This is a genomic window from Neobacillus niacini, from assembly GCF_019749295.1.
Classification (GTDB): Bacteria; Bacillota; Bacilli; order Bacillales; family Cytobacillaceae; genus Neobacillus; species Neobacillus niacini_D.
Genome location: NZ_JACWFG010000002.1, coordinates 401,823 through 415,019 on the forward strand (window position 1 = coordinate 401,823; position 13,197 = coordinate 415,019).

Below are 13,197 nucleotides of genomic sequence, written 5' to 3' on the forward strand. Positions count from 1 at the left end.
CCTCTATTTTTTTACAATAATTATACAGCTTTCGCGGACGAAATAATAAAAAAAGGGATGAATCCTTTGATTCAAACCCTGCTTTCAAACTATGAGCATCTAAATGATCGAATTCTTCTTAAATCAGTTCCGTAATATACCCAGCGGAATCCTCTCCAACGATAACCGGCAATTGAATCTCTTCCAACATAGGTTGGATAAAACCAGAAACTGCTGCCGTTGTTAAGCCAAACATAGGTAAAGCGGTAAAGACAGCCTCTGATTGCTCCAGGGTCAACTGCATATAAAGAGGGTGACTCTTGTGGCGTGTATGAAGGTGGTGGTGAAGATGGCGGCCCGCCTTCTTGTGCTCCTCCTCCAAATGGCGGGAACCCTTGCTGTCCTCCTCCAAATGGCGGAGGCTGAAATCCAGGCTGTTGTCCACCTCCAAATGGCGGGGGCTGAAATCCAGGCTGCTGTCCACCTCCAAATGGCGGGGGCTGAAATCCGGGCTGTTGTCCACCGCCAAAACGGTCAGGGATAAAAGGCAATTGATAACCATTATAATACATGGGCATATATCCTCCTTTATATATTTTCCCTTTACTATATGTAATCTACGAAAACATGGTGAGAGAAAACCCTAAAGCCAGACCATACACCGAATCTCCACATTGTTGTCACCCGTTTGTCACTCTATTAATCCCTTATTATAGTAAAATAAAGGTAGTTAGAACATATTTACAAAAGTGGTTTTAGTAAACATTTGACCGGTTTATCACTTTGTCACAGTTAATACCAAGAAATTATGTGAAACACTTCACAATACTACTATATATTAAAAAATAGAAAAGGGTGGCTTATATGAAATATGATTTGGTCCTTTTACACGCACCTAGTGTTTACGACTTTCGAAAAAACTCCCTGCTTGCAGGTCCCATTAGCGACGTTGTTCCATCATCGCCCGTATTTGAAATGTATCCAATCGGCTTAACTAGTATTGCTGATTATCTAGAACGGTACGGCCTCCGTGTAAAAATTATAAACATCGCAAATCGAATGCTGATGAGTGAGAAATTTGATGTAGAAACAAAGCTTAGAAAAATCAAAACCCGAGCTTTCGGAATAGACCTGCATTGGCTGCCGCATGCACACGGCAGTATCGAACTTGCCAAAATCGTTAAAAAGCTCCATCCTGATAAACCCATCATTTTTGGTGGGCTGTCCGCAACCTATTACCACAAAGAATTAATCGACTATCCATTTATTGATTTTGTTATGCGCGGGGATTCAACTGAGAAGCTGATGCTTCTATTGATGAATAAACTAGAGCTCGGAAATACTCACTATGCTGACATCCCAAACTTAACTTGGAAGAAAGGCAGTGAGGTTGGCTATAATCCTATCACGTATGTACCAAAGGATTTAGATGATCTAGATGTACCAGGCTATCGCTATACGGTCCGCTCTGTATTTAAATATCGTAACTTCCTTGATCCGCTGCCGTACAAAGGATGGCTTGAGTACCCTAACACCGCCTTATTGACCGCGAGAGGCTGTTCGCAAAACTGTTTAATCTGCGGCGGTTCAAAGGATGCCTATGATCAAAATTGTGGAAGAAGTTCATTAGCACTGCGTTCACCAGAAAAGCTTATTGACGACATTCAGTTTATTTCACGGTTCAGCCGTGCACCTATTTTTATCCTGCATGACCTGCGACAGGGCGGTCGTGAGTATGTAAAAGAGTTCTTTAGCCGTCTTAAACAGCTTAATCTTAAAAATGAAATCGTCTTTGAATTATTCCAATACGCGGGCAAAGAGTTTTTCCAAATGATGAATGACAGCTGTGCAAAATATAGCATTGAGATTACCCTTGAAACACATGATGAAAAAATCAGACGTTATAATGGCAAGTTTAACTGTACGAATCCAAAAGTAATTGAGACCCTTAATTTTGCTCTAAAGCATGGTGCGAAGAAAATTGATTTATTCTTTATGACAGGTATCCCTAGTCAGACCTATCAAAGTGCGATTGAGAACATTGACTTTTGTGAAAAAATCCATCTTGCTTGTAACCAAGACCCTAGACTTTTCTACTTTGTAGCGCCACTTGCACCGTTCCTTGATCCTGCAAGCCCAGCATTTGAAAATCCAGAACTGCACGGCTTTAAGAAATTCTGCCATACGCTTGAGGACCACCGCAAGGCGATCACCCAGCCATCCTGGAAGCATATGCTTAGCTATGAAACAACACAAATGACACGTGATGATATCGTAAGATCAACCTACGATTCGGCACAAAAGTTAAATGAGTTTAAATTAAAATACGGTCTAATTGACCAAGCTGGCTACGATGAAATCAAAGGCAAAATCGAAAAATCACAGGCCTATATTGAAAAAATCGATTATGTACTTTCACTTCCTGAGGAAGAGCAGAAGGCTGAATTAGACTTAATTCAAAAGGAAATTGAGGAGTTAAATAAATATAGTATCTGCGGTAAGAACGAGTTAAAGTGGGAGGTTCAAAAGAACTACGCGAACTTCTTCTCCCTGGCATTGGTTGGATTAGAGCAGCTTTATGAAGAGTATATGATTAAAATTAAACATGCTTTGCAGCCGAAGCTTCGCCATCAATTTAAACTTGAGGCTGAACCGCAAAAAGTAAAAGCATAATCTAGAGCGAAGAAAGACGTGTGAATTCAACTCACACGTCTTTTTACTGCTATTAATGACCGCCCAGGTAAGCCATTCTAATTTGATCGCTTTGGTTGAGTTCGTCTGATGAGCCTGATAGGACGATTTTGCCTGTTTCGATTACATAGGCGCGGTCGGCAATGGATAACGCCATGTTGGCGTTTTGCTCTACCAACAGAATTGTAGTGCCTGACTTATTAATTTCTTCGATGATTCGAAAAATTGTTTTTACTAACAACGGTGCCAGCCCCATTGAAGGCTCATCTAATAGTAAAAGCTTTGGACGTGCCATCAAGGCTCTGCCCATAGCAAGCATTTGCTGTTCTCCGCCTGATAACGTACCAGACAGCTGCTTACGCCGTTCAAGCAGACGCGGGAACAGGTTATAGACTTTTTCAAAGTCTTCTTTAATGCCTTGCTTATCTTTTCGTAAATAAGCCCCTAATTCAAGATTCTCTTCAACAGACATATTGGCAAACACACGACGTCCTTCAGGAACATGAGAAAGCCCTTGTTTCACGATAGACTGTGCAACTTTACCTGAGATGGATTGACCTTGAAACAGGATATCACCATTTTTCGGTTTCAGAAGTCCGGAGATGGTTTTTAATAACGTACTTTTTCCTGCTCCATTTGCACCGATTAAGGTAACAATTTCTCCTTCGTTAATTTCAAGAGAAACACCCTTTAAGGCATGGATAATCCCATAATACACATTTATATCTTCAATTTTTAACATTATGAAACCTCCTCCCCTAGGTACGCCTCGATGACTTTTGGGTTATTTCTGATTTGTTCGGGAGTCCCATCTGCAATAAGCTGGCCATGGTCAAGCACATAGATTCGCTCACATACACCCATAACCAGAAGCATGTCATGCTCAATCAGTAATATCGTTAAATCAAACTTCTTTCGTATTAACGCGATTAAATTCATCAATTCCTCTGTTTCCTGAGGATTCATACCTGCTGCAGGTTCATCCAGCAGTAATAATTTTGGATTGGCTGCAAGCGCTCTAGCAATCTCTAAACGGCGCTGCTGCCCGTACGGCAGGTTCTTTGCCTTTTCGTGCAATACATTATCTAAACTAAAGATTTTTAAAAACTCAATTGCCTTTTCTTCCATATACTTTTCCTCGGAAAAGTGCTTAGGAAGACGGAGGATCGAGCTCATAATTGAGTGCTTTGCTAGTGAATGATAGGCTACCTTTACATTATCAAGCACCGACAATTCATTAAACAATCGAATGTTTTGAAAGGTTCTGCTGATACCCTTTTTGGTAATCTTATAGGGTGCTAAGCCATTTAATTTATCTCCATCTAATTCAATACTGCCTTCGGTTGGGACATATACTCCTGTTAAGAGGTTGAAAAAAGTCGTTTTTCCGGCCCCATTTGGTCCAATCAAACCTACTAATTCACCCTGCTTTAACTCGAGGTTCACATCTGAAACCGCCTTTAATCCGCCAAAACGAATACCGGCATTATTTACTTTAAGCAACGGTGTTTTTGTCATGGGTGACTCCTCCTTTGGAAGACTTGCCAATCTTAAAGAATGAGGTCAATTCCTTTGTTCCCATCAACCCTTGAGGGCGATAAATCATCATAAGGACCAATACCAAGCTATATATAATCATTCGAAGTTCAGGAAAGCTTTGCAGGAATGTCGAAACAATGGTCAGTAGGATTGCAGCCAGTACCGCACCAGACATACTGCCTAACCCGCCAAGAACAACAAAGATTAAGATATCAAAGGATTTTAAGAAACCAAAGTTCGTCGGCTGGATAATGAAAAAGTTGTGTGCATACAAAGCACCTGCAACACCGGCAAAAAAGGAGCCAATCACAAAGGCAATAACCTTATAGTAAGTAGTGTTAATCCCCATAGCATCAGCGGCAATTTCGTTTTCTCTAACTGAAATACACGCTCGTCCATGAGTGGAGTTAGTAAAGTTTCTGATAACCAGGAGTGTTAACAGGATACTTCCAAATAGCCATGGCCAAGTCGTAAGCTGGGTAACAGTCATCCCGCTTGCTCCGCCAACATATTCAATATTTAAAAAGACAATCCGGACAATTTCGCCAAATCCAAGTGTAGCAATTGCTAGATAGTCTCCTTTTAGCCGAAGTGTAGGAATCCCAATAATTAAGCCTGCAATGGCAGCTGCAACTCCTCCCGCCACTAATCCAAGCCCGAAAGGAAGCTCTAATTTCATCGTAATAATCGCAGAGGCATACGCGCCAACAGCTAGGAAACCCGCATGCCCAATTGAAAATTGTCCGGTAATTCCAATAATAAGATGTAAGCTGGCAGCAAGAATAATATTGATCCCAATAAAGTAAAGTGTGTTTACATAAAAGAAGTTAATTATTTCTCCGGTAATTAAAAATTGCATCACAATACCAAAAACAACGGCTAAAACGATAGAAGTCCAAAAACCTTTTGCTGTCTTGAAAATATTCATCGCCATAGCCCCCTTACACTTTTTCCCGTACATTTTTACCGAGTAAACCGGCTGGACGGAAAATCAAAATTAAGATTAGTACAACAAACGCTACCCCGTCTCTCCATAAAGAGAAGCCAGCAGCACTTACAAGTGATTCAATGACACCTAGTAACAAGCCGCCTACCATTGCACCTGGAATAATCCCAATGCCTCCAAGTACAGCAGCAACGAAGGCTTTAAGACCTGGAATAATCCCCATTAACGGCTCAATTTTTGTATAATACATTCCGAAAGCAACACCAGCTGCACCTGCTAACGCAGACCCAATAGCAAAGGTTGCAGAAATGGTATTGTTAACGTTGATACCCATTAATCTTGCTGCATCCATATCATGAGATACGGCACGCATAGCTTTTCCAATTTTAGTTTTATGAACGATAAATTGTAATAAGATCATTAATACGACAGAAGTACCTAATATCAGTAATGATTGACTGCTTACTTTAACTCCCAGGAAATCTAAGCTTGTCACTGGAATAATATCACTAGGATAAGCCTCTGGCTGGGCCCCGCGGGCATAAATCATTCCATATTCGATTAAAAGTGAAACACCAATAGCTGTAATAAGAGCAGCGATCCGTGTTGCATTCCTTAAAGGTTTATAGGCGATCCTTTCAATAAGAACCCCCATAATCGCACAAGCTGTCATTGAAATGATCAGCGACGGGAAAAATCCTAAATCTAGTATAGTAATAGAATAAAAGCCAATAAAAGCACCGACCATGAAGACATCTCCATGGGCAAAGTTGATTAATTTAACAATTCCGTACACCATCGTATAACCAAGGGCAATCAACGCGTAAATACTCCCCAATGAAACCCCGTTAACTAACTGCTGCATAATTTCCATGTCGACAACTCCTTCCTAAAAATAGGAAATCAATATGTAAGAAAGAGAATAGGGAGACATAACTGCTCCCTATTCAATTAGAAACCTATAAAATTTTACTTTCTTAAATTAGCCTGTTGATTTCCACTCCAGGCACTTCGCGCACCTTAGGGCGGTTCGGGGAGCCTCCTCGGCGCTTATGCGCCTGTGGGGTCTCCCCTGCCCCGTCCTCCCGCAGGAGTCTTCGTGCCTTCCGCTCCAATCAACAGGGTGGCACAAGTAGCATAACTTTTAGTAATTATTACTTATGGATTTACTTTTGTATTAAATTCTTGCTTTCCTTCTTTGTATTCTAGGATTACTGCTGATTTGATTGGATCGTGGTTTTCGTCAAGCTTCATTGTTCCAGAAACTAACTCTAGACCATCTGTTTCTTCAAGTGCTTTTTGAATTTTTTCAGGGTCGCCGCTTCCAGCACGCTTGATTGCATCAGCAAGGAAGTATAATGAATCATAGCCTAATGCATTGAAGGCATCTGGAGATTTTCCATCATATTTTGCTTCAAATGCTTTTACGAAGTCTTGTACCTTTGGATCAGAATCCCCTGAAGAATAGTGGTTCGTGATAAAAGTATTGTTTAATGGACCGTTACCAGCAATTTCTACTAGCTTAGGAGAATCCCAGCCATCGCCGCCCATAAATGGAGCTTCAATACCAAGTGCACGGGCTTGTTTAATGATTAGACCTACTTCTTCATAATATCCAGGAAGGAAGATGAAATCTGGTTTTGCAGATTTGATATTCGTTAAAATGGCGTTGAAATCTGTATCCTTCGCAACATACGCCTCTTCCTTAATCACTTTACCGCCATTTGCTTCAAATGCTTCCTGGAAAGCAGCTGCAAGACCCTTTGCATAGTCACTTGAACTATCAATAATAATCGCAGCATTTTTCACTTTAAGATCTTTAGAAGCAAAGTTAGCCGCAACCGTACCCTGGAATGGGTCGATAAAGCAAGTACGGAATACGAACTCACTTAGAACGCCGTCTTTATTTGTAATAGTAGGATTTGTTCCAGTTGGTGTTAACAATGGAATTTTATTTTTCTCAGCGATTTGTACTTGCGCCAATGTGTTAGTACTAGTAGCTGCACCGATAATGGCAGAAACCTTATCTTGGCTGATTAGCTTTGTTGTACCGCTTGTTGCTTCAGCGGCATCAGATTTATTATCGAAGGTTACAAGCTCAAGCTTCTTACCATCAATACCCTCTTTATTGATTTCTTCCAATGCCAATTTGATTCCTTCTTCAATGGACTGACCATAGGAAGCAACTCCGCCTGAAAGCTCTAGGTTGGCGCCAATTTTAATCGTATCGCCGTCTTTTTCACCGCTTGTACTCGATGAACCTCCACAGCCTGCCAACACACCTGCCGCCATCATGAACGACATAAAAATACCTGCAAGTTTTTTCTTTCTCACTGTCTATACCCCCTATTATTAAATAGTCCTCTTTAATCCAGTTGGAAAATCTTCTGAGAAGTTTAAAAAAAGATAATATTCTGAAAACATTGTACAAGATAAATTTCTATTCGTCTAGTCCTTAGATGTGCTATTTTGCTATAATTCTGAAAAATAAATAAAATACTAATTTCCCACTATTAGCATAGGGTTAAATAGTTGATATAGTCACTCTAGCGCTTTAAAGGAATAAAATGATACTGCGATAAAAAATAAAAGAGAGATTCCCATTTGGAAATCTCTCCCAATAAACATTATACTAATACTTTGTTTTTTGTTTCTTTTCCTAAAAAGATAACCGCGAAGGCAGCAATGAAAACAGATATACAAAAGATAGTAAATATAGTTGAAATCGATGTTTCACGAGCCACTAGATATCCCACCATTAAGGGACCAAGAACTCCTCCTAACCGGCCAAAAGCAGCCGCTGATCCTGAGCCAGTGCCGCGAATTACTGTAGGATATTGTTCAGGTGTATAAGCGTACAATCCGCCCCATGCTCCAAGGTTAAAGAAGGATAAAAGGATTCCCGAAGTGATTAAAAGTGCCGTTGACTCAGCATTTCCAAACATAAGAGCACTGAGAGCCGTTCCAATTAAATAGACTGCTAAAACAAACTTTCGGCCAAACCGCTCGATCGCCCATGCAGCTGTAAAATAACCCGGCAGCTGAGCAAGTGTCATAATCAATACATACCCAAAGCTTTTTATAAGACTAAAACCTTTTAAAACCATCACACTAGGAAGCCATAAGAACATTCCATAGTAGGAAAAAACAACACAGAACCAAACAATCCACAGCATGGTTGTTCTGCGGCGATACTCATTCGTCCATAGATTCGCGATACTTTGAAACGCAGAAATCTTTTCTTTATCTTTAATCGCTTCAAATCTTGGTGAATCCGGCAGCCCCACTCGTAAATATAGGGCATAAAGAGCTGGCGTTGCACTAATTAACAAAGCAGTAGACCAGCCAAACTTTGGAATAATAAAATAAGAAATAACGGCAGCAATCAGCCAGCCGGCTGCCCAAAAACTTTCTAGTAATACAACAATCCGCCCGCGTTTTTCAGCCGGAACACTTTCAGACACGAGTGTCGAGGCAACAGGCAGCTCGCCCCCAAGGCCCATTCCAATAAAAAAACGCAGAATCAGAAAGACTGTAATCGATGTAGCAAAAGCTGAAATACCGCTGCCGATTGAAAAGAGTAGTAAAGTAATAATAAAAACATTTTTTCGGCCAATTCGGTCTGACATTAACCCAAAGAGTAGAGCTCCTGCAGCCATTCCGATCGATTGTACACTGCCAATCCATCCCATTTGTTCCGCTGTTAAACTCCATTCCACACTTAAAGCAGCAATAATGAAGGAAAGCATGCCCACATCCATTGCATCAAACATCCAACCTGTACCAGAAACCCAGAGTAATTTCCGGTTAGAAACTTCCTTCTTCATAAACAGCCCCCTATATGAGTACCATTAACCTCATTATTCCCTAATCCCTGATCTTTCATGAATCCACAGCCATTTCAACATTCTTAAACTGGTTAAAGAACATATTATTGTATTTACCTTGTTGCTTCATAAGCTCACTGTGATTTCCTTTTTCAACGATTTCACCGTTTTCAATCACCATAATACAATCAGCTTCACGAATGGTATTCAAGCGATGGGCGATAATGAAGCTGGTTCGTCCCTCCATTAAGGTTAACAGCGCCTCTTGAATATGAAGCTCCGTACGTGTATCAATGCTGCTCGTCGCTTCATCTAATATCAGTACTGCCGGCTTAGCCAGAATCACCCTCGCTATAGCTAGTAACTGACGCTGTCCCTGGCTTAGGTTTCCGCCGTTTTCAGAAAGAACAGTTTCATACTTCTTAGGCAGGCGGTTAATAAAGGAGTCGGCATTCGCCATTCTTGCCGCAGCCATGACTTCTTCATCACTGGCCAAGGGCTTTCCATATTTAATATTGTCCTTAATACTGCCGGAAAACAGGTACGTATCCTGCAATACAAACCCAAAGCTGCTTCTTAAACTATCTCGGGTGTATTCTCTAATATCTCTGCCATCTAACAAGATCCTGCCCTCTGTCACATCATAAAATCTAGTTAACAGGTTCACAATCGTCGTTTTCCCTGCCCCCGTTGGACCGACTAACGCCGTACTGCTGCCAATATCAGCCTCGAAGCTGACATTTTTTAAAATTGGGACATCACCGCGGTAGCCAAAGCTGACATTTTCAAACACAACATGACCCTTTGGCTTCTCTAACACCACCGCATCCTTTACATCATCTGTCTCCTCTGGCTCATCAAGAATTTCAAATACCCGTTCCGCTCCTGCTACACCCGATTGGAGCATATTAAAGATTTGTGCTAGATCGTTAAGGGGTCTGACAAACTGCTTTGAATAAGTAATGAAGCTCGCTATAGCACCAACCGTAATCATCCCCTTTACCGCAAGGAATCCTCCCGTAACTGCCACAATGGCAAAACTCAAATTATTGATTACGTTCATGATGGGCATAAGAAAACCAGACCATATCTGTGCCTTAAGGCCGACCTCACGCAGCCTCTGATTGACTTCCTCAAACTCAGAAATCACCTTTTCCTCATGATTAAATGCCTTAACCACTTCAATACCCGATATCGTTTCCTCAATTTGACCATTTAATTTACCAAGCTGAATTTGCTGATCTTTAAACAGTACACTGGTTCTTTTTGCAATACTCTTTGTTAACAAAAAGACGAGGGGAACCGTTAATAAACTTGCCACTGTCAAAATCGGGCTTAGGATTAACATCATAATGAAGGAACCGCTAATAACAATAGCCCCTGACATCAGCTGAGTAGTAGATTGGGAGATTGTCGAGCTGACATTATCGATATCGTTTGACAGCCTGCTCATTAACTCTCCGTGTGTGCGCTTATCAAAAAAGGAAACAGGCAGTTTTTGCAGCTTTTTAAACAGAGTATCCCGGAGTCTTTTGACAATTCGCTGTGACACGCCAGCCATCAGCCAGCCCTGCATGAAGGACAGCACAGCATCTAAAATAAAGGCTGAAATTAATATAATAATCATGACTTCAAGGAAATTAAAATCAACCTTGTTATTCAGACTTATCGCATCAACTGCTTTTCCAATTAAATATGGCGTGAGTAATGCAAGTGCGGCACTGAAAAAAATAAATAAAAACACGATAGCCAGCATTTTTCGCTCATTGCCAAAATACTGCCATAGCCTCAGCATGGTCTCCTTAAAGTTCCTCGGTTTTACAACCGGTCCCCCGCGGCGGTGACCTCCAAAGCCGCCAGGTCTTCCAGGGACATTTATCGGAGGAGCAGTTGTACTAGACTTATCCGCTGCCTTTGTCATTTAGAGTGCCACCTCCTTACCCACTTGAGATTGATAGATTTCCTGATAAACCTTACAGTCTCTTACTAAATCCTCATGCTTTCCAATTCCAACAATTTCACCATGATCCATAACAACAATTTTATCTGCATCCATAATCGAAGTAATCCGCTGGGCAATCAGAAGACACGTAAGTCCTTTTGCATATGTTTTCAATCCATCCTTAATTCTTGTCTCCGTACTGACGTCCACCGCACTGGTACTGTCATCCAATATCAAGATTTCCGGATTCTTAATCAATGCCCTTGCTATCGAGATTCGCTGCTTTTGTCCGCCTGAAAAATTTACGCCGCCTTGACCAATCCTTGTTTGATACCCTTCCGGGGACGCCGCGATAAAGTCATGTGCACCAGCAACGACTGCAGCTTTTTCAATTTCTTCTATCGATGCGTCTTCATTTCCCCATTTAATATTTTCCTCAACGCTGCCAGTAAAAAGAATCGTTTTTTGTGGAACAAACGCTATTTTCTCCCTCAGCCTTTTAGGATCCACATGGTGAATGTCCTCACCGTCAACCTTTATACTTCCCGAACTCACGTCATAAAAGCGCGGTATCAGACCTACAAGCGTACTTTTCCCCGAACCTGTTGAGCCAATAATTCCAACTGTCTCTCCCGGGAGGATACTAAGGTTAATATGTTTCAAAACAGGCTCACCGCTTGTCCCTTCATATGAAAAGGAGACATCATGAAATACAATGCTGCCTTTCTCATCAGGGGCTTCGTTCACTTCATTTTTCCAAGTTAAGTCATCTTCTTTGGCAAAAACTTCACTAATCCTGACAGCAGAAGTTTTTGCACGGACAAACATATTAAATACCATCGAAATCATCATCAATGAAAACAAAATTTGAGTCATGTAGTTGATAAAAGCAATGATATGACCTACTTGAATATTGCCATTCGTCACACCAAAGCCGCCAATCCAAAGTACCGCTACAATTCCGAGGTTAACGGTAAGCATAATCGCTGGACTGAACACAGCCATTAACCTTACAGCAGAAATGGACTGCTTCTTAAATTCCTCATTGGCTGCATCAAATTTATCAACCTCAACATCAAAAGTGTTGAACGCTTTGACAACACGGACGCCGGATAAATATTCGCGCATAACCCCATTGACACGATCAAGAGCCTTTTGTACCTTTGAAAACATTGGAAACCCGAGTCTTAGGTTTAGAATAATAAAAATAGCTACAATCGGAACAACCACAATTAAAACTACTGATAGATGGAGATTTAACTTCGTCGCCATAATTAAGGCGCCGATACCTAAGAGCGGAGATTTAACAAAGATCCGCATTAAACCATTCGCAAAAACCTGCACCTGTGTGACATCATTGGTCAGCCTGGTGATTAGCGATGCACGTTCAAAAGTGTCTATATTCTTAAATGATAGGGTTTGAATTTTTTTATATAAATCAGACCTTAGCTCCGAACCAAAGCTTTGGGAAACAATACTGGCAAGCACACTTCTTGTGGAAGCTGAAATTGCTCCAAAAAGCGTAATCAACAACATTAAACCGCCCATTTTAAGGACATAATTTAAGTCTCTGCCAGCTACACCTACATCAATAATTTTGGCCATGATGGTGGGCATTAGCAAATCACTAATGGTTTCAAAGGTTAAAAATAAAAGTGCTAAGCTAAAAGACTTCCAATACTTCTTTATGTATTTCACTAAAAACCCCATGAATCCTATCACCCCAAACGTCATTTGGAAATCTTTTGAACATTATGATAAAGATATTATAGCAAAGAAAAGTATGAGTCCTATGAAAAGAACTCACACTTTTACTTAATCTTCTACAGGACGAAATTCATGGACCCACACACGCATTTGTGGAAGCCACGGCATTCCTGGATGGTAAGCAAGAATCGATTGCTTGTATTCCTCAACCGTAGCGTAGCCCTCGCGGCGTGCATCATCATCGGTTAATTCTCCTAAGCTTTGCGAATAAACATTCTCAACTACAAATTTCTTTCCTTCTAGGATCATGATTTCACCTGGATCCGCATATCTTCCATTTCTGCGGGTTGCAGTTTTCTCTCCTGCAAGTACTTTTTTCACATCTGCTTCTAGCGTAACTAATCTTTCAACTGAACATGTTTTTGGCGGCAGTGTAGTGTTTTCATTCTGTTGCATCTTGTAATCCTCCTATTTCCAATCGTGCTGTTATCTATTTTAACACTATCAACAGGTTATTAAAAACGTTGGTTACACATGATCTATAACCCATAATATGGACAGTTTAA

At 40.9% G+C, this 13,197-nt stretch carries 11 protein-coding genes; 1 reads left to right on the plus strand and 10 read right to left on the minus strand.

Annotation, left to right across the window (positions count from 1 at the left end; genetic code table 11):
* Nucleotides 1-89: 89 nt before the first annotated feature.
* Entirely contained in the window at nucleotides 90-551 is a 462-nt protein-coding gene (locus H0184_RS05625) for a DUF2076 domain-containing protein (RefSeq protein WP_221822396.1), read from the minus strand.
* Nucleotides 552-843: 292 nt separating this feature from the next.
* Here H0184_RS05625 and H0184_RS05630 point away from each other — a divergent pair, with 292 nt between their 5' ends.
* Nucleotides 844-2,652 (plus strand): TIGR04190 family B12-binding domain/radical SAM domain protein, encoded by a 1,809-nt coding sequence (locus H0184_RS05630; RefSeq protein WP_221822398.1) that lies wholly within the window; start codon nucleotides 844-846, stop codon nucleotides 2,650-2,652.
* 52 nt (nucleotides 2,653-2,704) lie between these two features.
* Here the strand turns inward: H0184_RS05630 and H0184_RS05635 are convergent, their stop codons facing one another.
* The 9 genes from H0184_RS05635 to H0184_RS05675 form a co-directional block, all read right to left on the minus strand.
* Entirely contained in the window at nucleotides 2,705-3,412 is a 708-nt protein-coding gene (locus H0184_RS05635; RefSeq protein ID WP_221822401.1) for an ABC transporter ATP-binding protein, read from the minus strand.
* On the minus strand, nucleotides 3,412-4,188 hold the full coding sequence (locus H0184_RS05640) for an ABC transporter ATP-binding protein (RefSeq protein WP_221822403.1): 777 nt from the start codon (nucleotides 4,186-4,188) through the stop codon (nucleotides 3,412-3,414). Before H0184_RS05640 ends, H0184_RS05635 begins: the two co-directional genes overlap by 1 nt.
* The gene (locus H0184_RS05645; protein WP_221822405.1) at nucleotides 4,166-5,137 is read right to left on the minus strand and encodes a branched-chain amino acid ABC transporter permease; all 972 of its coding nucleotides are present in this window, start codon (nucleotides 5,135-5,137) and stop codon (nucleotides 4,166-4,168) included. Before H0184_RS05645 ends, H0184_RS05640 begins: the two co-directional genes overlap by 23 nt.
* 13 nt (nucleotides 5,138-5,150) lie before the next feature.
* Nucleotides 5,151-6,029 carry a branched-chain amino acid ABC transporter permease gene (locus H0184_RS05650; RefSeq protein ID WP_221822407.1) on the minus strand — a complete coding sequence of 293 codons (879 nt, stop codon included), beginning with the start codon at nucleotides 6,027-6,029 and terminating at the stop codon, nucleotides 5,151-5,153.
* A gap of 284 nt (nucleotides 6,030-6,313) precedes the next feature.
* Nucleotides 6,314-7,489, minus strand: a complete 1,176-nt coding sequence (locus tag H0184_RS05655; protein WP_221822408.1) for an ABC transporter substrate-binding protein — start codon at nucleotides 7,487-7,489, stop codon at nucleotides 6,314-6,316.
* A 293-nt stretch (nucleotides 7,490-7,782) separates the two neighbouring features.
* A complete protein-coding gene (locus H0184_RS05660; RefSeq protein WP_396953574.1) occupies nucleotides 7,783-8,982 on the minus strand; it encodes an MFS transporter in 1,200 nt (399 codons plus the stop codon).
* 55 nt (nucleotides 8,983-9,037) lie between these two features.
* Nucleotides 9,038-10,903: an ABC transporter ATP-binding protein gene (locus tag H0184_RS05665; protein WP_221822410.1), complete on the minus strand. Its 1,866-nt coding sequence runs from the start codon at nucleotides 10,901-10,903 to the stop codon at nucleotides 9,038-9,040.
* Nucleotides 10,904-12,634 carry an ABC transporter ATP-binding protein gene (locus H0184_RS05670; RefSeq protein ID WP_221822412.1) on the minus strand — a complete coding sequence of 577 codons (1,731 nt, stop codon included), beginning with the start codon at nucleotides 12,632-12,634 and terminating at the stop codon, nucleotides 10,904-10,906. It lies immediately after the preceding gene.
* 105 nt (nucleotides 12,635-12,739) lie between these two features.
* Nucleotides 12,740-13,087, minus strand: coding sequence for an ASCH domain-containing protein (locus H0184_RS05675; protein ID WP_221822414.1), 348 nt, complete (start codon nucleotides 13,085-13,087; stop codon nucleotides 12,740-12,742).
* Nucleotides 13,088-13,197: the final 110 nt, after the last annotated feature.

Coding starts and splice junctions, on each gene's coding strand:
- H0184_RS05670 (WP_221822412.1), bottom strand. CDS start 12,634: ATGGGGTTTTTAGTGAAATACATAAAGAAGTATTGGAAGTCTTTTAGC.
- H0184_RS05625 (WP_221822396.1), bottom strand. CDS start 551: ATGTATTATAATGGTTATCAATTGCCTTTTATCCCTGACCGTTTTGGC.
- H0184_RS05645 (WP_221822405.1), bottom strand. CDS start 5,137: ATGAATATTTTCAAGACAGCAAAAGGTTTTTGGACTTCTATCGTTTTA.
- H0184_RS05635 (WP_221822401.1), bottom strand. CDS start 3,412: ATGTTAAAAATTGAAGATATAAATGTGTATTATGGGATTATCCATGCC.
- H0184_RS05660 (WP_396953574.1), bottom strand. CDS start 8,982: ATGAAGAAGGAAGTTTCTAACCGGAAATTACTCTGGGTTTCTGGTACA.
- H0184_RS05675 (WP_221822414.1), bottom strand. CDS start 13,087: ATGCAACAGAATGAAAACACTACACTGCCGCCAAAAACATGTTCAGTT.
- H0184_RS05640 (WP_221822403.1), bottom strand. CDS start 4,188: ATGACAAAAACACCGTTGCTTAAAGTAAATAATGCCGGTATTCGTTTT.
- H0184_RS05650 (WP_221822407.1), bottom strand. CDS start 6,029: ATGGAAATTATGCAGCAGTTAGTTAACGGGGTTTCATTGGGGAGTATT.
- H0184_RS05665 (WP_221822410.1), bottom strand. CDS start 10,903: ATGACAAAGGCAGCGGATAAGTCTAGTACAACTGCTCCTCCGATAAAT.
- H0184_RS05630 (WP_221822398.1), top strand. CDS start 844: ATGAAATATGATTTGGTCCTTTTACACGCACCTAGTGTTTACGACTTT.